This window comes from Salinibacterium sp. UTAS2018 (assembly GCF_004118935.1).
GTDB lineage: Bacteria > Actinomycetota > Actinomycetes > Actinomycetales > Microbacteriaceae > Rhodoglobus.
In genome coordinates this window covers 2,622,681-2,646,889 of record NZ_CP035375.1, presented here as the reverse complement: position 1 = coordinate 2,646,889, position 24,209 = coordinate 2,622,681, and the positions used below count along the sequence as shown (strand labels likewise).

At 60.9% G+C, this 24,209-nt stretch carries 21 protein-coding genes; 11 read left to right on the top strand and 10 right to left on the bottom strand.

Annotation, left to right across the window (positions count from 1 at the left end; all coding sequences use genetic code 11):
• Positions 1–48 precede the first annotated feature (48 nt).
• Positions 49–996 (top strand): nucleoside hydrolase, encoded by a 948-nt coding sequence (locus ESZ53_RS12610; RefSeq protein WP_129073144.1) that lies wholly within the window; start codon positions 49–51, stop codon positions 994–996.
• Positions 997–1,081: 85 nt separating this feature from the next.
• Here the strand turns inward: ESZ53_RS12610 and ESZ53_RS12605 are convergent, their stop codons facing one another.
• From ESZ53_RS12605 to ESZ53_RS12570, 8 genes are all read right to left on the bottom strand, one after another.
• Positions 1,082–2,617, bottom strand: a complete 1,536-nt coding sequence (locus ESZ53_RS12605) for an MFS transporter (RefSeq protein ID WP_210403800.1) — start codon at positions 2,615–2,617, stop codon at positions 1,082–1,084.
• Positions 2,618–2,685: 68 nt separating this feature from the next.
• Positions 2,686–4,002, bottom strand: a complete 1,317-nt coding sequence (locus tag ESZ53_RS12600) for a thymidine phosphorylase (protein WP_197133605.1) — start codon at positions 4,000–4,002, stop codon at positions 2,686–2,688.
• Positions 3,995–4,411, bottom strand: a complete 417-nt coding sequence (locus ESZ53_RS12595; protein WP_129073143.1) for a cytidine deaminase — start codon at positions 4,409–4,411, stop codon at positions 3,995–3,997. Before ESZ53_RS12595 ends, ESZ53_RS12600 begins: the two co-directional genes overlap by 8 nt.
• 4 nt (positions 4,412–4,415) lie before the next feature.
• Positions 4,416–5,696 (bottom strand): ABC transporter permease, encoded by a 1,281-nt coding sequence (locus ESZ53_RS12590; RefSeq protein WP_129073142.1) that lies wholly within the window; start codon positions 5,694–5,696, stop codon positions 4,416–4,418.
• On the bottom strand, positions 5,696–6,967 hold the full coding sequence (locus tag ESZ53_RS12585; RefSeq protein WP_210403799.1) for an ABC transporter permease: 1,272 nt from the start codon (positions 6,965–6,967) through the stop codon (positions 5,696–5,698). Before ESZ53_RS12585 ends, ESZ53_RS12590 begins: the two co-directional genes overlap by 1 nt.
• A complete protein-coding gene (locus ESZ53_RS12580) occupies positions 6,964–8,478 on the bottom strand; it encodes an ABC transporter ATP-binding protein (protein ID WP_129073141.1) in 1,515 nt (504 codons plus the stop codon). The genes ESZ53_RS12585 and ESZ53_RS12580 overlap by 4 nt, the downstream gene beginning before the upstream one ends.
• Positions 8,479–8,602: 124 nt before the next feature.
• Complete coding sequence (locus ESZ53_RS12575) at positions 8,603–9,700, bottom strand: BMP family protein (protein ID WP_246837319.1); 1,098 nt, start codon at positions 9,698–9,700, stop codon at positions 8,603–8,605.
• A gap of 130 nt (positions 9,701–9,830) precedes the next feature.
• Entirely contained in the window at positions 9,831–10,952 is a 1,122-nt protein-coding gene (locus ESZ53_RS12570) for a mannose-1-phosphate guanylyltransferase (protein WP_129073140.1), read from the bottom strand.
• Between the two features lie 89 nt (positions 10,953–11,041).
• Between ESZ53_RS12570 and ESZ53_RS12565 the strand changes: the two genes are divergently transcribed.
• The 6 genes from ESZ53_RS12565 (at position 11,042) to ESZ53_RS12540 (ending at position 16,294) form a co-directional block, all read left to right on the top strand.
• Positions 11,042–12,175: a glycosyltransferase family 1 protein gene (locus ESZ53_RS12565; RefSeq protein WP_129073614.1), complete on the top strand. Its 1,134-nt coding sequence runs from the start codon at positions 11,042–11,044 to the stop codon at positions 12,173–12,175.
• A gap of 37 nt (positions 12,176–12,212) precedes the next feature.
• The gene (locus ESZ53_RS12560) at positions 12,213–12,647 is read left to right on the top strand and encodes a MerR family transcriptional regulator (protein WP_129073139.1); all 435 of its coding nucleotides are present in this window, start codon (positions 12,213–12,215) and stop codon (positions 12,645–12,647) included.
• A 241-nt stretch (positions 12,648–12,888) separates the two neighbouring features.
• Positions 12,889–13,272 carry a succinate dehydrogenase, cytochrome b556 subunit gene (gene sdhC / locus ESZ53_RS12555; RefSeq protein WP_256386366.1) on the top strand — a complete coding sequence of 128 codons (384 nt, stop codon included), beginning with the start codon at positions 12,889–12,891 and terminating at the stop codon, positions 13,270–13,272.
• 2 nt (positions 13,273–13,274) lie between these two features.
• Entirely contained in the window at positions 13,275–13,721 is a 447-nt protein-coding gene (locus tag ESZ53_RS12550) for a succinate dehydrogenase hydrophobic membrane anchor subunit (protein ID WP_129073137.1), read from the top strand.
• A complete protein-coding gene (gene sdhA, locus ESZ53_RS12545) occupies positions 13,722–15,536 on the top strand; it encodes a succinate dehydrogenase flavoprotein subunit (protein ID WP_197133558.1) in 1,815 nt (604 codons plus the stop codon).
• Positions 15,536–16,294, top strand: coding sequence for a succinate dehydrogenase iron-sulfur subunit (locus tag ESZ53_RS12540; protein WP_129073136.1), 759 nt, complete (start codon positions 15,536–15,538; stop codon positions 16,292–16,294). Before sdhA ends, ESZ53_RS12540 begins: the two co-directional genes overlap by 1 nt.
• Before the next feature lie 185 nt (positions 16,295–16,479).
• Here the strand turns inward: ESZ53_RS12540 and ESZ53_RS12535 are convergent, their stop codons facing one another.
• Both ESZ53_RS12535 and ptsP read right to left on the bottom strand, forming a co-directional pair.
• Complete coding sequence (locus ESZ53_RS12535) at positions 16,480–18,195, bottom strand: sigma-70 family RNA polymerase sigma factor (RefSeq protein ID WP_129073135.1); 1,716 nt, start codon at positions 18,193–18,195, stop codon at positions 16,480–16,482.
• Positions 18,196–18,862: 667 nt separating this feature from the next.
• Positions 18,863–20,452: a phosphoenolpyruvate--protein phosphotransferase gene (gene ptsP / locus ESZ53_RS12530; protein ID WP_246837318.1), complete on the bottom strand. Its 1,590-nt coding sequence runs from the start codon at positions 20,450–20,452 to the stop codon at positions 18,863–18,865.
• A 111-nt stretch (positions 20,453–20,563) separates the two neighbouring features.
• On the opposite strand from ptsP, the gene ESZ53_RS12525 reads away from it, so the two are divergent.
• From ESZ53_RS12525 to ESZ53_RS12510, 4 genes are all read left to right on the top strand, one after another.
• On the top strand, positions 20,564–21,676 hold the full coding sequence (locus tag ESZ53_RS12525; protein WP_129073133.1) for a YihY/virulence factor BrkB family protein: 1,113 nt from the start codon (positions 20,564–20,566) through the stop codon (positions 21,674–21,676).
• A gap of 77 nt (positions 21,677–21,753) precedes the next feature.
• Positions 21,754–22,614: an exodeoxyribonuclease III gene (locus ESZ53_RS12520; protein ID WP_129073132.1), complete on the top strand. Its 861-nt coding sequence runs from the start codon at positions 21,754–21,756 to the stop codon at positions 22,612–22,614.
• Positions 22,615–22,626: 12 nt separating this feature from the next.
• Positions 22,627–23,637: a tryptophan--tRNA ligase gene (gene trpS, locus ESZ53_RS12515; protein WP_129073131.1), complete on the top strand. Its 1,011-nt coding sequence runs from the start codon at positions 22,627–22,629 to the stop codon at positions 23,635–23,637.
• Complete coding sequence (locus ESZ53_RS12510) at positions 23,637–24,203, top strand: GNAT family N-acetyltransferase (protein ID WP_129073130.1); 567 nt, start codon at positions 23,637–23,639, stop codon at positions 24,201–24,203. Before trpS ends, ESZ53_RS12510 begins: the two co-directional genes overlap by 1 nt.
• Positions 24,204–24,209: the final 6 nt, after the last annotated feature.

Genomic DNA, 24,209 nt, shown 5'->3' with positions numbered 1-24,209 from the left:
GTCATGATCTTACATATATGAAGATGGCTTTCATATATGCTTTTCGTTATGACCGAAAAAATTATTCTCGACTGCGACCCTGGACACGACGACGCGATTGCATTGCTGCTCGCGCACGGCAATCCAGAGATCGAGCTGCTCGGCGTCACTACCGTCATGGGCAACCAAACCATCGAGAAAGTCACCCGCAACGCTCTGGCCATCGCTCGAGTCGCCGGCATCACCGATGTTCCCTTCGCTCGGGGAGCACACCGCCCGCTGGTGCGTCAGATTGAGGTCGCCGAGTCGATTCACGGCGAGTCAGGTCTCGACGGGCCAGTGCTGCCCGATCCCACCATTGAGTTGGATGCTCGGCACGCCGTCGACTTCATCATTGACACCGTCATGAGCCACGAACCTGGCACCGTAACGCTCGTGCCCACCGGAGCCCTCACCAACATTGCCCTCGCTGTTCGCAAGGAGCCGCGCATCGCCGAGCGCGTCAAGCAGGTCGTTCTCATGGGCGGCGGCGTCAACGTCGGCAACTGGAGCGCGACAAGCGAATTCAACATCGTCATCGACCCCGAGGCCGCTCACATCGTGTTCAACGAGTGCTGGCCACTCACTATGGTTGGCCTCGACCTCACCCACGAAGCTCTCGCGACCGACGAGGTCGCGGCTTCCATCGCAGCCGTCGGCACCGGCCCCGCTCGCTTCGTCGGCGAACTACTCGAGTTCTTTGGCGAGACCTACCGTGATGCGCAAGGTTTCGACCACCCACCGGTGCACGATCCCTGCGCCGTCGCCTTCGTCATCGACCCCAGTGTCATGGAGGTCGTCAAGGTGCCACTGGATGTCGAACTCGCTGGCACACTCACACTCGGTATGACCGTGGCCGATTTTCGCGCTCCGGCCCCCGCCGACTGCACCACTCAGGTCGCCCGCAAGCTCGACCATGGCAAGTTCTGGGGAATGGTTGTCGACGCTCTCGAGCGCATCGGCGACCCGCAGCTCTAGCCGGATTAGCGGCGCGGCTGCGGCTGCGGCGCTGGGTCGTTGGGTCGTTGGGTCGTTGGGTCGTTGGCCGACCGCTAGGCGACCGCTAGCCCGCCGCCGGAACGCGGGCGCGCCGCTTGCGCGCCCCTAAATCGACGACTCCGATGAGAATGGCGATCGAGAAGAACACCGTGGTCGCGATCATTCCCATGCCATAGGCGTGGTGGTAGAGCTCGACCGTGCTCTCACCGCTGTTGCGCTCGTTGTAGAGCGTTGAGTAGAACAACGAGAGTGCGACGGCGGTTCCAATTGCTGTGCCGATTCGTTGCCCTAGCTGCCCCACCGAGCCTGCGAGGCCACCCTCGAGCGGTGGGATGTCGTGGAGAGTGAGCGTCTGGTTGGGCGAGATGACGAGCCCACCACCTGCACCCCCGATAAACATCGCCGCGGCCATCACGAACGGCGTCATCGCCGGCGGTGTGAGTATCGCTGCGGCCATGAGTACACCGATGCCGACCATCAGAATCGCGAGCCCAACCACTACGAGCGAGCGTCCGTAACGTTCAACAAGAATGCCGCCGCGCCACGAGGAGAACGCACTCGTGAGAGCGAATCCGATCGTCACCATGCCGGCGAATACCGGTTCGAGTCCCAGCCCCAATTGCAGGTATAGCGTCGTAAGGAGGAACATCGCGGGCATAGCGGCGAAGTAGACGGTCGCGAGCAGAGTGCCGTTGCGAAAAGAGCTGATGCGAAACAGCCCGAGAGGAACAAGTGGGGCACGACCGCTCTCGGCGTAGCGGCGCTCCCACCAGATGAAGGCCGCGGCAGCCACGACGAATAGCGCGAGAAGCCACCATCGATTCGGATCATCCGTCGGCGCACCTGTCGTAAATAGAAACGGCCACATGAGGGCGAGCACAGTGACGCCAAAGATCGCGATGCCGACGGGGTCAAGGTCGAGGCGAGCGTAGGTGGTCTTGGCCGTCGAAGGCAGGATACGCCAGGCAAGAATGAGCGCAATGATACCGAGCGGAACATTCATCCAGAAGATGTAGCGCCAGCCATCCTGCGCGCCGCCGATGGCGATCATGAGACCGCCCAGCGTGGGGCCAAATGCGGTCGAGATGCCGATCATGGCGCCGAACAGGCCGAACGCTCGCCCGCGTTCTGGGCCCTGGAACAGCTGCTGAATTAGCCCGATCACTTGAGGCATTTGGATGCCAGCCGCGACGCCCTGAAGCAGTCGGAATACGAGCAACATGGCCGCATTCGGCGCGAGAGCACAGGCGATGCTGGCCAGCGTGAACACCGAGAGCCCGATAAGGAACAGCGTCTTGCGCGATCGTTGGTCGCCGAAACGCCCTGCGGGCACCAGCACGAGACCGAACGTCAGAACGTAGCCAGAGACAATCAGTTGCAGCTGAGTTGAAGTCGCACCGAGCGCGTCTTCGATCGAGGGCAGCGCCACGTTGACCTTGGACAGGTCGAGAATCGTGATTGCCGCAACGACCACACAGACCCAGAACGCTCGCCACTTGGTGGCGTGGTCGCTATCGGTCTCACTGGGCGATCCGGTGGTGCGCCCGGAAGCGTTCTGCGCTGGTTCAGCGCTGGGAACGGTCTCATCCGCTGTCGTCATTTCAACAACTGTACGTCAGCGGATGAGACCCCTCGTTCAGACTCAGAGTTGCGTCGTTAGCCGACGTGCTAGTCGATGCGTCCGGCGATCAGCGGACCACCATCGTGCACCGTGTCGCCGGCGTCGCCGATGCGGTAGGCGCCTTCGAGAGACTCAAGTGCGCGTTCAAAGCGAGCCGGTTCGTCTGCGTGCATCGTAAAGAGCGGCTCGCCCTTGCGCACGGTATCTCCGGGCTTTGCGTGCAGGTCGATGCCGGCAGCGTGCTGCACGGGATCCTGCTTGCGGGCACGACCGGCACCCAAGCGCCAGGCGGCAATACCGAACGGCAGCGCTTCTTGTTCGACGAGAACACCGTCACGGTCAGCCAGAACGACCTGGCTTTCCTTCGGCTGCGGTAGAGCAGCATCCGGGTCGCCACCTTGCGCGCTGATCATGCCGCGCCAGGCATCCATCGCTTGACCGTTGTCGAGAGCAGCCTCAACATCGGCGTCTTCGTGCCCGACCTGGGCGAGCATCTCGCGAGCGAGAGCGATCGTGAGTTCACGAACATCAGCGGGGCCACCACCGGCGAGTACCTCCACGGATTCACGTACTTCGTTCGCGTTACCGATAGCGAGGCCGAGGGGAACGTTCATGTTCGTGAGCAGAGCAACCGTCTTGACGCCGGCATCCTTACCCAAGCGAACCATGGTTTCCGCGAGCTCGCGGCTGCGAGCGGCATCCTTCATGAAGGCACCCGAACCGAACTTCACGTCGAGCACGAGCGCCGAGGTGCCCTCTGCGATCTTCTTACTCATGATCGAGGATGCGATCAGCGGGATCGCCTCGACGGTTCCGGTGATGTCGCGAAGGGCATACAACTTCTTGTCGGCCGGAGCGAGGCCCGAACCAGCGGCACAGATAACTCCACCAACGCCACGCAACTGCGCGTAGAACTCTTCGTTGGTGAGGTCGGCGCGCCACCCGGGAATGCTCTCCAGCTTGTCGAGCGTGCCGCCGGTGTGACCGAGCCCGCGGCCCGAAAGCTGCGGAACGGCAACGCCGAAGGACGCGACCAGAGGGGCCAGCGGCAGGGTGATCTTGTCACCGACGCCACCCGTGGAATGCTTGTCGGTTGTGGGCTTGCCCAGTCCCTCAAAGCTCAGGGTCTCGCCGCTGGCGATCATCGCCAGCGTGAGGTCGCGAATCTCTTCGCGCTCCATGCCGTTGATGAAGATGGCCATCGTCATGGCAGCCATCTGCTCGTCACCGACGTAACCGCGAGTGTACGCATCCACAAGCCAGTTGATCTGGTCGGTGCTCAGCACACCCTTGTCACGCTTGGTGTGGATAAGGTCTACGGCATCGAAACGTTCGATACCGGATTCTGCTGCGCTGTTATTCACCGCGGTACTCCTCTAAGGTTCGTGGCCCGAACGCGTCGGGAATTACTTCGTCAATCGTTTTGATGCCCGACACTGTCTCGAGCAGCATGCCTTCGGCAGAGTGCTCGAAGAGCAGCTGGCGGCAGCGGCCACACGGCATGAGGGCATTGCCCTTGCCGTCGACACACGTGAACGCGACGAGCTTTCCACCGCCAGACATGTGTAGCGCCGACACCATGGAGCATTCGGCGCACAGGGTGAGACCATACGAGGCGTTCTCTACGTTCGCGCCCGAAATTACCCGGCCGTCGTCGACAATTGCGGCGACGCCGACCGGGAACTTCGAATAGGGAACGTAGGCGTGGGTGAGGGCATCTTTGGCGACGAGCCTCAGCGCATCCCAGTCGATTGATTGCGGCTCGATCGTCATAGCGTTACCCCTTTATGTATGGTGTTCCGGATGCTGCTGGCGGTCGAGACTTACCGACCAGACCGGCCACGGCGATGATCGTCACGACGTAGGGCAGCATGAGCATGAACTCACTCGGCACCGGCGAACCAACAACGCTCAGCGCGTTCTGCAAGTTGCTGGCGAAACCGAACAGCAATGCAGCGAGCGTTGCCTTGATCGGGTCCCAGCGACCGAAGATCACTGCGGCGAGGGCGATGAAGCCGGCGCCCGCCGTGACGTCTTTACCGAACTGGCCTGTTTGGCTCAGCGTGATGAACGCTCCACCCATACCGGCGATCGCGCCCGCGAGGGCAACGTTCCAGAAGCGCGTTAGCGTCACGTTGATACCGACGGTGTCTGCAGCCTTGGGGTGTTCTCCCACAGCGCGCAGACGCAGGCCCCAGCGCGTGCGATACATCGCGAAGGCAACCGCAGCAACGATCACATAGAGCATGTACACGATGATCGTCTGCTTGAAGAGCACCGGCCCAATGATCGGGATGCCGCTGAGAATCGGGATCGGTAGCGTGGAGAAGCCTTCAGGATTGTTCAGCTGCCCGGGGCTCTCCGTGAGCCACTGCGAGTACAGGAAGCCAGTCAGTCCCGAGACCAGAACGTTGATGACAACACCCACGATGATCTGATTGACGAGGTACTTGATCGCGAATACCGAGAGCAAGAACGAGACGAGCATTCCCGCCACGGCAGCGGCGAAGAGACCAGCAAACGGCGATCCCGTGATGGTGCCAACAACCGCGGAAACGAAAGCACCAGCCAGCAGCTGAGCTTCGATCGCGATGTTGACCACACCGACACGCTCGGAGATAACGCCGCCGAGAGCACCGAATACGAGAGGCACTGCGAGCACGAGCGAGCCTGCGAACAACTCAGGAACGCGCAGAGTTTCATCCGCCGCGGCCCAGGTGAGGAACCCCGTGAGGGCGAAGACGGCACCCGCGGCGGGAATCCACGTGGGAACGCGGCGATCCTGAGAAATCATGAACGCTGAGCCGACCGCAATGAGCGCGGTCAGAATCGTCACGACGACACCTGTCGCCAAGGCTGGCAGGTGAATTACCGGCAACTGGATGAGGTCGGTACCGGTCGAGAGGTTGAAGCCGGTGGCAGCATCCTCGGCGAAACCGATGAAGAGAACGCCAGAGATCAGCGAGACGATCGCAAAAGCGATCGGCATCTTCCAGCTACGGCGATCGATCTTCGATGCGGCCGTGGTCTTGCTTTCAGTGTTTTTCGTGAAAGTCATTAGCTCAGCACCTTCTTTGCGCGAGCGCCGGGCTGCGGCAATCGGAACACAGCACGCACGAGCGGCGGTGCTGCGATAAACAGAACGATGAGCGATTGCACAACGAGAACGATGTCAATCGGGATGCTCTGCGAGGCCTGCATGGTGAAGCCACCGGCCTTGAACGCACCAAACAGGATTCCGGCGGCGAACGTACCCCACGGAGTCGAGCGACCCAAGAGCGCCACAGTGATGGCATCGAAGCCGATGCCGGCATCCACCCCAGACGTGAATCCGCTGGTAGTCGTTCCGAGCACCTCGGTGCTCGCCGCGAGACCGGCATAGCCACCCGCGATCAGCATGACGTAGACGTAGATGCGCTCAACCTTGACGCCAGCGACACGAGCCGCGTGCGGGTTAAGACCGACGGCGCGGAACTTGAAGCCCAGGCTCGATCGATCAATAAGCCACCAGGCCAGGACGGTCCCAGCGACAACGAGAATGAATCCCCAGTGCAGCTTGAATCCATCACCGAAAATCGGTTGCAGGATGGCGTTCTCTGCTGCCGGCGGAGTCTTCGGGTTATTCGAACCGGGGTTCTTGAGCAGATCAGTACGAAGCAAGAAGCTGATCAAGTAATACGCCACGTAGTTGAGCATGATCGTCACGATTACCTCGTGGGCACCGGTACGAGCCTTCAAAAGCCCTGCGATGGCACCCCAGAGAGCACCACCGATGATTCCCATGATCACCGCAACGGTGACGTGGATAACGATCGGCAGGTCCCAAGCAAAGCTGGCGTACCCGGCGAAAGCTGCACCGACGATGATCTGGCCGCGGCCACCGATGTTGAAGAGTCCGACGCGGAACGCGATGGCAACTCCGAGGCCCGCTGCGATCAGCGGCGTCGCAAACACGAGAGTCTGCGTCAGCGGCTTGATGCCAGACAGGAAATCATCGCGACGGAAGTCGTAGACCGATCCTTGAAAGAGCGCGAGGTACGCGCCGCCGACAGCGCTGCCGATTGCCGCGAACAGGTCTCCAGGGCGAGCGAAGAAGTAACCGGCCGCCTCTTGAACGCCGGGATCGGTAAACGCGATGAGTACGCCACCGATCAGGATGGCAAGCACGACAGCAAGCACGGACAGCAGGGCGCTCCCGGATGCAATCTCACGGAATGCGTTAGTCCAGCGCGCACCGTCAGGGTTGATCTGCGAACCCTCGGCTTTGTTCAGCGAGACGACATCCTCCGGCTTCTGCTCTTCGGGTTTCTGGGGTGTTGGCTCGCTCATGCTGCCTCCTCCGTAATACGTTCGCCAGCCATCATGAGGCCGAGTTTTTCGCGGGGGGTATCCGCAGGCACAATTCCTACAATTTGCCCCTTGTACATGACCGCGATTCGGTCTGCCAAAGACACAACTTCGTCGAGTTCGGTAGAGACGACGATCACGGGGACACCGCGATCACGCACTCCAACGATCTGCTCGTGCACGAACTCGATCGATCCGACGTCGAGTCCACGAGTCGGCTGCGAGACGACGAGCAGCGAGAGTTCGCGGCTCATTTCGCGCGCCAGAACGACCTTCTGCTGGTTGCCGCCCGAAAGCTTTGAGACGTGTTCGTGGATGCTCTGCGCACGGATGTCGTACGACTCGAGCTTTTCAGTCGCAAACTCGTTCAGAACGTCAGTTTGCAGCGTTCCGAGCTTCACGAACGGCTCGCCGTCGCTACGGTCGAGCATCAAGTTTTCGGCAACACTAAATTCTCCAACGAGACCGTCGACGGTGCGGTCTTCGGGTACATAACCGACACCAGAGTCGAGAATCTGACGCGGGTTGAGCCCGAGAAGCTCTTGTCCGTTGAGCGTGATGGATCCGGAGGCGCGCGATTGCATTCCGAGCAGCGCCTCGGCGAGCTCAGTTTGACCGTTGCCTTGCACTCCAGCGATTGCCAGAATTTCGCCGCCACGGATCGTGACGGTGAGATCTTTCACCGCGCGATGACCATGCTCGTCAGCGATCGTGAGGCTGTCAATGACCAACGCGTTGTCGGTGAGTTGCGCCGGCGCCTTGTCGATCGTGAGGTCAACCGCACGACCAACCATGAGCGAAGCGAGTTCTTCCTTGCCCGCGTTGGGGTCGGCTTCGGCGACGACCTTTCCGAGGCGAATTACGGTGATCCGATCCGCTACTTCGCGGACCTCACGCAGCTTGTGCGTGATGAAGACGATAGAGGTTCCCTCGCTCTTGAGCTGACGCATGATCGCCATGAACTCGTCAGTTTCTTGCGGGGTAAGCACAGCGGTCGGCTCATCAAAAACGAGAACCTTGGCTTCGCGGGAGAGCGCCTTGACGATCTCAACTCGCTGCTGAACGCCCACGGGAAGGTCTTCCACGAGAGCATCGGGATCGATGTCGAAGCCGAATCGTGCGGAAATTTCACGCACGAGGGTGCGAGCAGCTTCTAAGTTCAGGAGGCCGGGGCCATAGACCTGCTCGTGCCCGAGAGCGACGTTTTCAGCCACGGTGAAGACGGGGATCAGCATGAAGTGCTGGTGGACCATACCGATTCCAGAGCGCATCGCGTCTCCGGGGCCAGCGAAGTGGCGCACCTCATCATCGATGAGAATCTCGCCCTCTTCAGCCTGATACAGGCCGTAAAGCACATTCATCAACGTTGACTTGCCCGCGCCATTCTCGCCGAGGAGACAATGAATCTCGCCCTCTTCGACAGTGAGATCAATATGATCATTCGCGATTAGGTCACCGAAGCGCTTGGTAATACCTCGCAGCTCAAGCTTCACAATCTCTCCTCAATGCTGTGATGGCGTCCTCGCCATCGTGGGATTCACACAATTAGCCTCAGAAGGCTAATCGAAAACGAAGGGGGCTGACCCTCTCGAGCCAGCCCCCTGTAGTGCTATCTAACTAGTTGAGGTACGACTTGACGACGATGTCGCCGGAGATGATGCCGTCCTTGACCGTAACGAGTTCAGCCTCGAGGCCTCCGTCAACCATCGACTCGAAGTCGTGGAACGGCGCGATGCCAACTCCACCGTTTTCGAGGGTTCCGATGTACGGCGTGGTGTCGAGCGATCCGCTCGAAGCCTCGGTGACTACTTCTTCAACAGCAACCTTGATCTGCTTGAGGATCGAGGTGAGGAACAGGTCTGCTGCCTCGGTCTCGGTCTCGGTGAGGTCAGCGTCGACGCCGATCATGGCAACGTCCTTGCCGGAGTCGCGAATTGCCTCAACCGCGCTCTGGAAGATGGGTCCACCGACGGGAAGCAGAACGTCTGCACCCTGGTCGATCAGGTTCTGAGCTGCGGCGCGCGAGTCGGTTCCGGGAGCGAAGCTACCGATGAACGTTCCGTCCTGAGCTGCAGTGTCCCAACCGCGAACCTTAATATCGGTTCCCTTTTCAGCGTTGTAGTACTCGACGCCCTGAGCTGCACCATCCATGAAGATGGAGACGGTGGGGAAGTTCATTCCGCCGTAGGTACCTACGACGCCTGACTTCGAGTAGCTTGCCGACGCGTAGCCAGCGAGGAATGCTGCGCCAGCGGTGTCGAAGAGGATGGGCTTGATGTTCTCGGCGTCAGTCGTTCCGTCGAAGTCGTTGTCTGCTGCATCATCGACGATGGCGAAGTTGACGTCGGGGTTTGCCTGAGCAAATTCAACGGTCGCTGCGGAGAGGTTGAAGCCAACAGTGACGATCAGGTCGCAACCCTCGGCGATGAGGCTCTCGATGTTGGGCGCGTAGTCTGCATCGCTGGTCGACTCGACTGCGTTGAACTCAACACCGAGGGCGTCGGCTGCGGCTTCGATGCCTTCGTAGCCGAGCTGGTTGAACGACTTGTCGTCGAATCCGCCCGAGTCGGAAACCATGCAGGGAAGGAAGTCAAGCATTTCGCCCGATCCTGCTTCGGTCTCTTCCGGCGCGGATGCGCAACCGGCGAGTACGAGTGCGCTGGTCGCAACGAGCGCCATGCCGCTGAGTGCGCGGCCGTGAGTGCTGATTCTCAAGGTGTCCTCCAAAATGCTGTCCGACAGAAATTGTCGAAACATAGTGAACCTACGCTACCGAAGAATCAACAGTTCCATTGTGCGAATATGAGCGCCGAAGCCGAATGGTTACAAACGCGAAATCCCCACGTCACAAGACGTCGTTGCGTCCGGAGATTTTTAGAGCATCCACTACAGATTTCACTCTCTGAGCGTTCGCGGTTGTAGTAACCAGCAAAGCGTCCGGCGTATCGACCACGACGATGTTGTTTACCCCAATGAGGGAAATAAGCCGGTCAGTCTGGCTAATCACAACTCCGGTCGACTTATCAGCCAAAACTCGTGCGTTCTCCCCAAGAATGGCCAAGTCAGATTTGCGGCCCCCCGAGTGCAATTTAGCGATCGAGGCGAAATCCCCCACGTCGTCCCAATCGAAGTCGCCGGGAACCACCACGAGCTTGCCTTCTGCTGCTGCCGGCTCGGCCACCGTGTAGTCGATCGCAATCTTGGCGAGATGTGGCCAAACGGCATCGACGACAGCACCCCGCTCCGGGGTGTCCCACACCTCGGCAAGCGCAGTGAGGCCCTCGAGCAACTCCGGCTGCGCTTTACCGAGTTGTTCGAGCAGAACGTCGGCGCGCGAGATGAACATGCCACCGTTCCACAAAAAGTCGCCGCTGGCGACATACGACTGGGCCGTAGCGAAGTCGGGCTTTTCGACAAACGACTTGGCCTTGATCGCGCTCGGCGCACCCTCAATCTCCAGAGCGTCTCCGCAGTGGATGTAGCCAAATCCGATGGCGGGCTCGGTTGGGGTGATGCCGATCGCCGCAATGAACCCGGCGTTCGCGACTGCAATCGATTCGCGCACGCTGCGCTTGAACCCACGGATGTCGCGAATCACATGATCGGCCGCAAACGATCCGATAATCACGTTAGGTTCGCGTTTGAGCAGAATCGCGGCCGCGAGCCCGATGGCTGCGGACGAGTCTTTCGGTTCACTTTCGAGCACAACGTTGGGGTCGCTGAGTTCTGGCAACTGCTTCTCAACGGCGGCGCGATGCGCTCGCCCCGTGACAACCATGATGCGATCCGAACCGGAAAGCGGAGCTAGTCGATCCCATGTGTCACGCAGCAGGGTCTGGCCTGACCCGGTGAGGTCGTGCAGAAACTTGGGGGCATCCGCGCGGGACAGCGGCCAGAGACGCGATCCAATGCCGCCGGCCGGGATCACGCTGTAGAAGTTGTCGAACGATCCCTCATGTTGGTTCATGTATCAACCATAGACTTCAGCGCCCGTTAACTCGCCGGATATCCGCGCCTCGTACCGTGAGCATCACGAGACGAACTGAGGTGCTGATTGTGCGAATCGTCATTGTGAGTGAGAGCTTTCTCCCCACCGTCAACGGAGTCACGAATAGCGTGCTCAAAGTGCTCGATTACCTGAGCGCGGAGGGCCACGACGCAATCGTCATTTGCCCCTCGGCCGGAGCGCCACGATCGTACGCGGGCTTCGTTGTTCACGCTGTTCCCGCACTGGCGTACCGCCAGTTCCCGGTGGGACTTCCGAACCCGCAAGTGCACAAGCTCATTGCCGACTTTCGGCCTGACGTCGTTCACGCGGCAGCGCCATTCCTGCTTGGCGCGCAGGCCATCTCCTCCGCTAACCGCCTCGGCATTCCGACCGTGGCTATTTTTCAGACGGATGTGGCGGGGTACGCCCGCCGCCACCGTCTCGGGCAAGCGACGAAATTGGCATGGCGCATTGTGCGCTGGATCCACGATGGAGCCCAACTGACGCTCGCTCCCTCCAGCACTGCCATGGCCGATCTGAAAGCAATCGGCCTAACGAAGCTCGAGCGGTGGGGCCGCGGGGTCGACCTGGCGATGTACCACCCCGCGAAAAAGCTCTCCCCCGCCACCGCCCGATTGCGCACGCGGCTCGCGCCTCGCGGCGAAGTCGTCATCGGTTACGTCGGGCGCATCGCTCCGGAAAAGCAGGTCGAGCGACTTCGCACTCTTCGGGGACTGACCGGAGTGCGCGTGGCGATTGTAGGCGACGGATCTTCGACTGCGCTCGTGAAAAAGGAACTTGCTGGCATCCCCGTTACTTGGCTCGGCAAGCTCGGCGGCGAGGAACTGGCGACGGCTTACGCCGCCTTCGATATCTTCGCTCACACGGGCACGGAGGAGACCTTTGGCCAAACTTTGCAGGAAGCTCACGCTGCGGGATTGCCCGTGGTTGCCCCTCGCGCCGGCGGGCCGATCGACTTGATCGACCACGGAAACAACGGCTTTCTGTTCGAGGCCGACAACGATGGCGAGCTGCGCGCCTATGTGGAGGCGCTCGCCGTCGATTCAGGACTTCGGGCACGCATGGGCGAAGCCGGGCGACGGACTGTGCTCAACAAATCGTGGAGCGGCATCTGCGCTGAGTTGATGGGGCACTACGAGTCTGCGATCGCTGCGCTGCCTGTGTTTGCGCCAAAATCTTGACCTAGAGTGCACTCTAGGGAGAACAATGAACACTGCAATGACACACCACACGGAGCAAGTCCTCAGCATCGGCGAAGTCGCGGAGCACACCGGCGTAACGGTGCACACGCTGCGTTATTACGAGAAGGCTGGACTGCTAGTAGTACCCCGCCTCTCTAATGGCCAGCGGCGCTACCGCGAGATTGATATCAAAGCTGTCGAGTTCATCGGCCACCTTCGCCGCACCGGCATGCCCATCCGCTCGATCCTCGAATACGCAGATCTCGTGCGCAGCGATCACGACACCGCTGCCGAACGAATGCGCTTGCTCGAGCAGCATCGCGACAACGTTGCCCGCGAATTGGCCGAGCAGGAACGACACCTTGCTGGCATCACCGCGAAAATTGGCTGGTACCGTGCGGCTCTCAATGAGCACGACACTAGCGACGAGCGACACGATGTAGCTCTCCTGACCGCGGGGGCCTCTTTGTAAATTGCGTGGTTCGCGCTCATCGGTGCTTCTTAAGTTCCGCAATATTCACGAAAACCTTCGTGATTTCTTGCTATTTAGGGTCGACTGGGAAGCGAGCGTCAGTGAGCGGGAATAGAATGGGAAGGTCCGCTTCGCGGACACTCATCGGTCGCGGTGGACGCGACCCAAGACCGCAAGGAGGGTCCTCGTGCCAGAGAAGTCGGCGAGCAACCTAGTGGCGGAGCCGCAGACGCCGCCCAAGATTCGCTCACCCAAGAGACCTGCTGGCACCCTGTACCGGGGTAAAGAGGGCATGTGGTCGTGGGTGCTGCACCGTATTACGGGTGTGGGCATTTACTTCTTCCTCCTCGTGCACATCTTGGATACTGCACTCATCCGCGTGAGCCCTGAGGCTTACAACATCGTCATCGAGTCCTACAAGACGCCGCTCATGGGTCTTGCAGAGATCGGCCTTGTGGCAGCGATCGGCTTCCACGCGGTCAACGGCCTGCGCATCATCCTGATTGACTTCTGGGCTTTCGGCGCCAAGCATCAGCGCACCCTGTTCTGGGTTGTAGTTGGAATCTGGCTTGTGCTGCTCGCCGGATTCATTCCCCGCCAGCTAATGCACGTCTTCGGAGGTTGAGCATGAGTCTCATCGAAGCCCCCCGCACTCCAACCCGTGGCCGTCGTACCGGCGGAATCAACTGGGAAAAATGGGGATGGATCTACATGCGCGCTTCTGGCGTCGTTCTCGTAGTCCTCATCTTCGGCCACCTTCTTGTCAACATGTTCTTGGGCGAAGGAGTCAAGGCCATCGACTTCGCATTTGTCGGCGGCAAGCTCTCTGACCCGTTCTGGCGAGTCTGGGACGGCCTCATGTTGTGGCTTGCTCTCATTCACGGCGGCAACGGAATGCGCACGCTGGTCAACGATTATGCAAGCAACCCCAAGGTTCGCAAGATTCTGCTCATTGGAATCGCCGCATCCACCATCATCCTGATCACGCTGGGAACCCTCGTGATCACCACCTTCGACCCCTGCCCAGCCGGTGCTGACCCAGCCCTGCTTGCCAGCATCTGTGAGGGACGCTAATTGTCTACGATCAACACCGGCGATATTGCCGACGGAACCGTCATTGACGGAGTCCATTACCACCAGTTCGACATCGTCATTGTGGGCGCCGGTGGCGCCGGTATGCGTGCCGCTATTGAAGCCGGCCCGCACGCTAAGACCGCAGTGATTTCGAAGCTCTACCCCACTCGCTCGCACACTGGTGCGGCGCAGGGCGGTATGGCTGCTGCCCTCGCGAACGTTGAGGACGACAACTGGGAATGGCACACCTACGACACCGTCAAGGGTGGCGACTACCTCGTCGATCAAGATGCTGCTGAGATCCTCGCTAAAGAGGCCATTGACGCGGTAATCGACCTTGAGAACATGGGGCTCCCGTTCAACCGCACCGAAGACGGAAAGATCGACCAGCGTCGTTTTGGTGGTCACACCCGCGAGCACGGCAAGGCTCCTGTTCGTCGTGCCTGCTACGCGGCCGACCGCACCGGTCACATGATCCTTCAGACGCTGTACCAAAACTGCGTCAAGCTCGGCATCAACTTCTTCAACGAGTTCTATGTTCTTGACCTGGTCATGACCGAGGTCGACGGCATCGAACAGCCCTCTGGCGTTGTGGCGTATGAACTCGCCACCGGCGAGCTGCACGTGTTCCAGTCCAAGGCGATCATCTTCGCTACCGGTGGATTCGGCAAGATCTTCAAGACGACATCCAACGCCCACACCCTCACCGGTGACGGCGTCGGAATCATCTGGCGCAAGGGTCTCCCCCTTGAAGACATGGAGTTCTTCCAGTTCCACCCCACCGGGTTGGCCGGGCTCGGCATCCTGCTCTCTGAAGCTGCTCGAGGCGAAGGCGCTATCTTGCGTAACGCCGAGGGCGAGCGTTTCATGGAGCGCTACACGCCGACGCTCAAGGACCTCGCGCCGCGAGACATCGTGGCGCGTTCGATGGCCACCGAGATTCGTGAAGGCCGCGGAGCTGGCCCTGACAAGGACTACCTGTTCCTTGACATCACCCACCTCGAGCCTGCCGTCATCGACGAAAAACTGCCGGACATCACGGAGTTCGCTCGTACCTACCTGGGTGTTGAGCCATACACCGAACCCGTACCCGTACTGCCGACCGCGCATTACGCCATGGGTGGCATCCCGACCAACGTTCAAGCAGAAGTTCTGCGCAACAACACGGATGTCGTCAAGGGTCTCTACGCCGCTGGCGAGTGTGCGTGTGTTTCGGTTCACGGTTCCAACCGTCTGGGCACCAACTCGCTGCTCGACATCAACGTCTTCGGAAAGCGTGCCGGCAAGTCAGCCGTCGCCTACGCCAAGACCGCTGAGTTCGTACCGCTGCCGAAGGACCCTGCCGGGGGCGTCAAGCGCATCCTCGACATGGTTCGCGCCGGTGATGGCACCGAGCGCATTGCTGTAATCCGTAAAGAGTTGCAAGACTCGATGGACCGCAACGCGCAGATCTTCCGTACGGATGAGAGCCTCGAAGAGGTCACCAACCTCATCCAGAAGCTGCGCGCTCGTTACAAGAACATTCAACTGCACGACAAGGGCAAGCGGTTCAACACCGACCTGCTCGAAGCCGTGGAGCTTGGCTTCCTGCTCGACCTCGCCGAAGTACTCGTGTACTCGGCGCGTTCGCGCAAGGAAAGCCGCGGCGGTCACATGCGTGAGGACTACCCCAATCGTGACGACGAGAACTTCCTCGTGCACACGATGGCGTACCTCACGGGCGACCCAGAATCAGAGGAGGCGGGTGACCACATCCGCCTCGACTGGAAGCCGGTAGTGATCACTAACTACCCGCCGATGGAGAGAAAGTACTAATGAGCACTGCCGTCGCTGACAAGAAGCCTGCCGCAGCCGAAGAGATTCCTACCTTCACTGCGACCCTCATCATCCGTCGTTTCGACCCGGATGTTGACGAAGAGCCGCGTTGGGAAGACTTTGACGTCGAGCTATTCGCGACCGACCGCGTTCTCGATGCTCTGCACAAGATCAAGTGGGAACAGGATGGGTCGCTGACCTTCCGTCGCTCGTGCGCGCACGGTATTTGTGGTTCGGATGCCATGCGCATCAACGGCCGCAACCGCCTGGCCTGCAAGACCTTGGTCAAGGACCTCGACATCACCAAGCCGATCTACGTGGAAGCTATCAAGGGTCTGCCGCTAGAGAAGGACTTGATCGTTGACATGGAGCCGTTCTTCGACTCTTACAAGGAGATCAACCCGTTCTTAATGGCGGGCGCCACCAAGAGTGGCAAGGAACGCAAGCAGAGCCCCGTAGAACGCGCTCGCTTCGACGACACCACGAAGTGCATCCTGTGCGCCGCGTGCACGTCGAGCTGCCCCGTGTTCTGGACTGACGGCCAGTACTTCGGCCCGGCAGCCATCGTGAACGCTCACCGCTTCATCTTCGACTCGCGCGATGAGGGCTCGCAGGTTCGCCTCGATATCCTCAACGACAAAGAGGGTGTGTGGCGTTGCCGCACCACCTTCAACTGCACCGACGCTTGCCCTCGCGGCATCCAAGTTACGCAGGCGATTGCTGAAGTGAAGCAGGCCATCATTAGAGGCAAGGTCTAAGCACCGACTCGTCTTAGACAAGATCGCCCCTGTTGCTACCGCGGTAGCACCAGGGGCGATTTGTTTGTGGGCGGCCGTCACCCACGGCGACCGTCCACGGTGAGTATTCGGGTTACTCACTCAAAGAGACTGGTCTACTCGCGAATTATGACGCGGAAGAACTCAGATCACCCCCGAAATGGGGTTTAACTCAGCAGACGGATGTTCACGCCCTGGTTATTACCCGACGACAGGTTGAGTGGTTTGATGAGGTCGTTGATGAGCCCATCGATCGAACCGAGAAGGCCGCCCAACAGTCCGCCGGTGCCGACAAGGCCGCCAAGATAGTCGCGGTCCACTGTTTGCACCAGATCGAGCGAGGAAAGCCCGCCGGGAATGCCGGTGACGTTCAGAGTGAACTTTCCGTTGCTTGACACCGTGGTGGTCGCGTAAACAAGTCCGCCCGCTTGGAGTGAGAGATGGGCGCCCGGCGTCGCGGTCCCGGTAAGGTTCAGGTCGATGTCAGCCGCTACAACTCCGCCGGGAGCAGTGTGGCCCGCTGGAGGTGTTCCGCCGGTGACAGTTCCGACGACCGAGTCCACGAGCCCACCGACAGCGCCGCCGACCCCGTCAACCACACCGCCGACCACGCCACCCACGCCGTCGACGACTCCACCCACGAGGCCGCCGCCCTGAGAGCCGCCAATGCCCGGCGCGACCCCGTCGCTGCCATCCGCTACCGCGGTGCCGCCCGTGCCTTGAGTTCCGCCCGCGCCGCTCTCAGCAGCTTCGCCGATTCCGACGGCCGGCACGGTAGGAATAACCAGATTGCTGGGGTCGTCGCGGTCGCCGCCAAGGTTATCCGCGACCCCGGTAGAGACAGAAGCATCAGCTCGAGAGTCATCGGCGAGTTGGCTTGTTGACGTGGTGTCGGTGCTCGCGGACTCCGGCGAAATCGGGGCCAGCGCCACAAACGAGCCGGTGAGCGCGATTACTGCCGCGAGTGAGCCTGCGATGGCCACAGGAACAGCGCTCACGCCGGCACTACCGGCCACGACGGCCGTTCCGGCACCGGCAACGACGGTTACTGGCATGGCCGGCGCTGCTGCTGCGGTGAGCGACGCTGCGCCGCCGTGCCCGAAGGCACTCAGGAAACCGCCACCAGCAACGCCGCCCAGCAGCATCGGGATCATCACGAGTGCTAGGCGTGAACCAACTTCGTCAACTTCTTCACACACAATCGCGCAGCGGGTGCACGACGCGAGATGACTATCAATCTTCTTGGCATCGCGGGCATTGAGGCTTTTGCGAGCGTGTTCGCCAAACTTAGACATCGCCCAACGGCAGTCGCCGGATGCTGTCGCGTCGTTGATGTGAGCCTGCAACCATGCTTTGCGCAGGCCTTCTCGCGCGCGGTACGACAGCGCAGCGACGCTGTTAGCGCTCATTCCGAGTAGCGGAGCTACTTCGTGAGGGTCCATGCCCTCCACTTCGGTGTACCAGAGCACCGACTGCCAGCGCTCCGGGAGTTCACGGAAGGCTTTCGCGGTAAGGCTGTGATCGAGGGCGATCGCAATGGGATCGTCGAGAGTGCTCGGATCTTCGAAGTCGGCGATCTCATCCACTTGAACTTCACGGGAGGCAGCGCCCCACGTCGACGCGAGGTTGCGGATGGTCGTATAGAGGTAGGGGCGAAAAGCTCCCTGCGGGCCGCCACCCGCCAGCACACGCTGGTAAATACGCGCGAACGACTCAGACACGAGATCGTCCGCGTCTATCGACGTGTACTGACGGGCAACACATATTCCCGAGCGGTAGTGGCGACTCCAGAGCTCGGCAAAGGCGTTTTGTACCCCCGTACGCGCCTGTGCCAGCAGCTGCTCGTCCGAAGTGGTTAGCTTCGAAGCCACGATTCCGCTCATCCCCCTGATCCATTTCCCGGGCCTCTCTTTGTCCCTTTGGAGTGAAGGTCGTAGACAAACAACCCTCTTACCCAAAGAGACCGAGTTACCCGTTCTCTATGACGCAGACTATCGAATTTTCTCAGAAAACTGTGCCCCCACTAGGGGGGAACAGGTCGTTCTTGCCCTAACAACGCCGGGTTCTAGCGCGTTATCGGGCGGCGTCGACCGTTGTCGCCGCGGCGCGCGCTGTAGACCACCTGCGCCCCCTCTGGTACCCGCTTTCAGCCCAGCGGTCTCGGTAAAACGATTCCGACGTTGACGCAGTGAGGGGTGCACCCGCGAACCAGTTTCTGTCGTGCGCCCAACAAATCACACGCTCTAGCGATACCAGCAGTGCGAAGTTCGTGTACCCCGGTCAGGGCGACGAGTGGGTCGCGCCCAAATCCAGCAAAAAGCGTGCACGCTCCCAGAAACTCTGACCCGTCGGCCGGAAACTGGACCACTTACACCGCCATCACGCGTAGGCGTTCGACGGAGACCTCCGGCCACCCGGTGGCAATCCAGCCGCCAATGAATAAAAAAAATTTCGTTGCTGCGAGAACTTCGCTGTGCTTTCCCACGTTAAGGACGTACTGCCACGATTCCCGAGGGGATCGTGGCAGTACGGCAAAGCGGTACGAACGAGTTAGGCAGCGTTGGCCGCAGCCTCACGAGCGGTCGGCCCGGTCGTCGCGTTGATGGCGGCAGCCGCGCGGGCCTTGGCCTGCTCGAGCGTGACTGTCAACAGCTCAGCACGTACGTCGGCGAGCGCAGCGGGCGTCATCGAAAGACTTGTTACTCCCAGACCGACAAGCACGATAGCGAGCTGAGGATCAGCAGCAGCTTCGCCACAAACTCCGACGGGCTTTCCCGCTGCAGCGCCGGCATCTCCGAGCATCTTCACCATGCGGAGCACGGCAGGGTGCCACGGGTCTTGGAACTTGGCGAGGGTGCCGAGCAGCCGGTCGGCAGCCAGCGTGTACTGGGTGAGGTCGTTGGACCCGATCGACACGAAGTCACTGCGCTCGGCGACCTGGTCGGCGAGCACGGCGAGCGAAGGGACCTCGGCCATGACGCCCACGGTGTTGAGGCCGAGTTCGCGGCCCAGGGCGACGAAGTATTCGGTCTCTTCGGCATCCGACACCATCGGGGCCATGACCCAGAGGTCAGCATCCGTGGCATTCTGCGCGTTGACGAGAGCGGTGAGCTGATCGCGCAAGATGTTCTCGTTGACGCGGAGCGAGCGGAGGCCGCGCTGGCCGAGGGCGGGGTTCACTTCTTCGCCCATGTCCATGAAGCTCAGCGGCTTGTCGGCACCGGCATCGAGGGCGCGAACGACAACCTTCTTACCCGGGAAGTGCTGCAACATCTCGGTGTATTCCTTGGTCTGCTCGTCGACCGTCGGCGCGGTCTTGGCATCGAGGAACATGAGCTCGGTGCGGAACAGGCCGACACCTTCTGCGCCAAGCTCAACAGCCTGAGCCGCTTCCGACGGGGTGCCCAAGTTCGCGAGCAGAGGAACGAGAGTTCCGTCCGCGAGCGCACCATCAGTGATGGGAGCGTTTGCTGCGGCGGCGAGCTCCGCGATGCGAGCCTCAGCGGCGGCAACCTGCTCGGCGGTGGGTTCGGTCGTGATGGTGCCGGCACCGGCATCCACAATTACCTCGGTGTCATCAGCGAGATCAAGGGCTTCGGCAACACCCATGATCGCGGGAATTGCCTTCGAACGTGCGAGGATCGCGGTGTGGCTCGTCGGGCCGCCCTGGCGGGTGACGAGCGCAAGTACCTTGTCAAGCTCGAGCAGCGCAGTGTCGGCCGGAGCGAGGTCGTCGGCAACGAGCACGAAAGGCTCGTCGCGCTGCGGAACGCCCGGAGCTTCTACGCCACGGAGGCGAGCCACGACGCGCTGGCTGACGTCGCTGAGGTCAGTGGCACGTTCGGCCATCATGCCTCCCAAGGAGATCAGCATGTCGCGGAACGAAGCGAACGCTTCGAACACAGCGCGCTCGGCAGCTTTGCCGCCGTCAATCAACTCGTTCACGCTGTCGAGAATGGAGGGGTCTTCAGCCATCAGAGCTGTGGCGGTGAGAACCTCGTTGGCTTCGGCATCCGCTTTCTCTGCGCGAGCGCGCAGGTCAGCAGCGACAAAAGTAAGCGCTGATGCTGCGGCCTCTTTCTCAGCGGCAGCATCGCCGGAATGGCGAGCATCTTTCGGTTCCGGAAGAGGGTCAGGCATGCGCACGACCTTCCCGATGGCTACCGATCGTCCAACTCCGACACCTTGAAGTTCCATGTGATGTGACCTCTCCTCTGCAGAACGCACTGTCAGCCTAGCTATTCTTGATGAATGCAGCTTGCGCAACGACTCAAACCAGCCATTGAGTGGGTACTCCAGCTCCGCCCGGTACGGGTATTTATGCACTATGCCGAGAAGCTCGGGCCGCTTCTCTCGTCAGGGCTTTCGTATCAGGCGATCTTCGCCGTGTTTGCCGCGATCTGGGTCGGTTTCGCGGTCGCCGGATTCATCGTGCAGGGCGACCCGGTACTACTGGAAGCCGTCTACAACTTCATCTCGACCAACATCCCGGGGCTCATCGGTGATGGCAGCGGTAATGGCGCAATCACCCGTGAGACGCTTGCTGACACCAACATTCTGGGCATCACAGGTGTCATAGCGGCATTTGGTTTGGCATTTACGGCCTTGGGGTGGATCGCCTCTGGACGAAGCGCGGTTCGGTCGATGTTCGGCCTCGAGAGCTCGGAGACGAACTTTCTCATCTTGAAACTCAAGGATGCCGGGCTCGCGATCGGTTTTGGTCTCGCCGTGCTTGTATCGGCGGGCGTCTCGGTGCTCAGCTCTGCCGCGTTGAATTGGATTCTCGGTCTCGTGTCGATCGGCGAGGATTCGACGGCCGGCCTCATCGCCACCCGTGGTGTCGCCCTCGTGATCGTACTCATTTTGGATACGGCGACACTCGGCATCTTCTATCGCGTCATCTCCGGCATCAAGATTCCGTTCCGGATACTCGCTCAGGGCACGATCATCGCCGCTGTTGCGCTCGGCGCCCTCAAATTCGGTGGTGGCTTCCTTCTCGAAGGCGCCACCCGCAACCCGCTTCTCGCCTCCTTTGCCGTCATCATCGGTTTGCTGATCTGGTTCAACTTCATCTGCCAGATCATCCTGATTGGCGCAGGCTGGATTGCCGTTGCCGCCGACGACGCCGACCTCGACATCAGCGGTGAGAAGCGTGCAGATGATGCGCCGCGTGCCGTCACCGCGACAAAGGCTGCGGATGACGCTAAGGCCAACAAGGCCGCGAAGAGTGGGCAGAAGGCCAGCAAGAAATCGAGCCGATCGCCCGAGGCGACGCCCGAGGAACAGGGCGAACTCGACAAGGCCAACGAAGTGAAGTTCAAGCGCACTTTCAAGCGGATGATGAAACGCAACAACAAGCGCTAGGCATCGGCGAGCACAGGCGTGCGCCAGAGTCGCTACTCAGTGACGACACGGTCGGTGGGCCTCGGTAGTCTTGTGGCATGGCAACACGTCTTCGCATCGCATCCGTCAACGTCAATGGTGTTCGCGCCGCCTACCGCAAGGGCATGGGCGACTGGCTGGATGCCCGGGACATCGACATTCTGGCGCTGCAAGAGGTTCGGGCCGCTGACGCTGACATCGAAGGGTTGCTCGGCGATGGCTGGAACATCCTGCACGATGCCGCGACCGCGAAGGGTCGCGCGGGCGTCGCTGTGGCCTCACGCAAGGGATCGGCGGCATCCGCCCCTCTTGCTCACCGCGTTGCGCTCGGCGCCGACGATTTCGATAGTGCCGGTCGTTGGCTCGAAGCCGACTTCGATGTCAACGGCACGACCGTCACTGTCGTCAGCACTTACGTTCACTCGGGCGTCGTTGATACCCCCAAGCAAGTCGAGAAGTACAAGTTCTTAGAGGCCATGCTCGTGCGCCTGCCCGAGCTTGCCGCCCACAGCGACCACGCCCTGATCGTCGGCGACCTCAACGTCGGTCACCGCGAACTCGACATCAAGAACTGGCGCGGCAACCGCAAAAAGGCGGGCTTCCTCCTAGAGGAGCGCGCCTACTTCGACCGCTTCTTCGGCGCTGCTGGCGAGACCATCGAATGCGTCGACGGCACCGCCGGCCCCGGCCTCGGCTGGGTGGATGTCGGCCGCCAGTTCGCCGGCGAAGTCGAAGGCCCGTACTCCTGGTGGTCGCAGCGCGGCCAAGCTTTCGACACCGACACCGGTTGGCGCATCGACTACCACGTCGCCACCCCCGCGCTTGCGGCCACCGTTGCGGATTACCGCATCGACAAGGCCGGCGCCTGGGATGAGCGCTGGAGCGATCACGCTCCCGTCGTTGTTGACTATTCGATCTGAAAGACTTAGCCCATGAGCACCACACCTCGCCTGTTTTCAGGCATGCAGCCGTCTGCCGATTCGCTCCACGTGGGCAACTACATTGGCGCGCTCATGCAGTGGCGCGAAATGCAGCAGAACTACGACGCTGTCTTCTGCGTTGTCGACATGCACGCCATCACGGTTCCGCAAGATCCCGCGCTGCTGCGCGCTCAAACTCGTCGCACCGCCGCGCAGTACATCGCTGGCGGCATCGACCCCGAAAACTCTGTGCTGTTCGTACAGTCGCAGGTTCCGGCGCACGCTGAGCTCGCGTGGGTGCTGAACACCATCACCGGCTTCGGTGAGGCTTCGCGCATGACGCAGTACAAAGACAAGTCCGCCAAGCAGGGATCGGATGCCGCTTCGGTCGGCCTCTTCACCTACCCTGTGCTGATGGCCGCCGACATCCTGCTCTACGACACCGCCATTGTGCCGGTGGGCGAAGATCAGCGTCAGCACATTGAGCTCACGCGCGACCTCGCAGCACGCTTCAACTCTCGCTTCGGCGACACCTTCGTGATGCCGGAGCCGCAGATCCAGAAGGCCACCGCCAAGATTTACGACCTGCAGAACCCCGAGTCGAAGATGAGCAAGTCAGCGACGACGGATGCCGGCGTGCTCTGGTTGCTCGATGAGCCGAACAAGACGGCCAAGAAGATCAAGTCGGCCGTCACCGATGACGAGCGCGAGATTCGTTTCGACCGCGAAGCAAAGCCGGGCGTCTCGAACCTGCTCACACTGCACTCCACTTTTAGTGGAACATCCGTCGCCGACCTCGAAGAGCACTTCGCGGGCAAGGGTTACGGCGATCTCAAGAAGGAAGTTGCCGAGGTTGTGGTGGCCGAGTTCGCGCCGGTGCGCGAGCGCACCCTCGAACTGCTCGCTGACCCCGCCGAGCTCGACCGCATGCTCAGCAAGAACGCCGAGCGCGCCAATGAGATGGCCCAGAAGACGCTTGATCGCGTCTATGACCGCATCGGCTTCTTGCCGCGGGTGCGCTAATGCAGGTCTTTAATCTCACAAGCGAACGCCTGACGTTGGATGCCCTCACCGGCGACGATGTCGAGCTCATGACCGCCCACTGCCAAGACCCGATCTTTGAGCACACGCTCACGATCCCGTGGCCGTACGCAAAGTCGGATGCCGAATTCTTCATCAACAATTTGGTGGCGCAGTGGTGGGAAGACGACGATGAGTACACCTGGGCGATCCGCGAAACCGGCAAACCTGAACTGCTCGGCGTCATCAGCTTTCGCCTCTACAACGACACCATCGGCTATTGGATGGGCGAACCCCACCGCGGCCGAGGCTTCATGAAGGAAGCTGTCGCTGAGGTCTGCCGCTGGGTATTCTCCACCGGTCGCCCCGAAGTGCGCTGGGAAGCCCTCGTGGGCAACAAGGCCTCGGCTGCCATCGCGAAAAGCCTCGGCTTTGTCTACACCGGCATCGAGCCCGCCTCGAGCGAATACCGCGGCGGCACGCATCCGCCATCGTGGTGGGCAACGCTCACTGCTCCGGATGAGAACCCCACCTATGAGGTCGAATCCGGCCAGCCGTGGCCGGTCTAGCGAGCA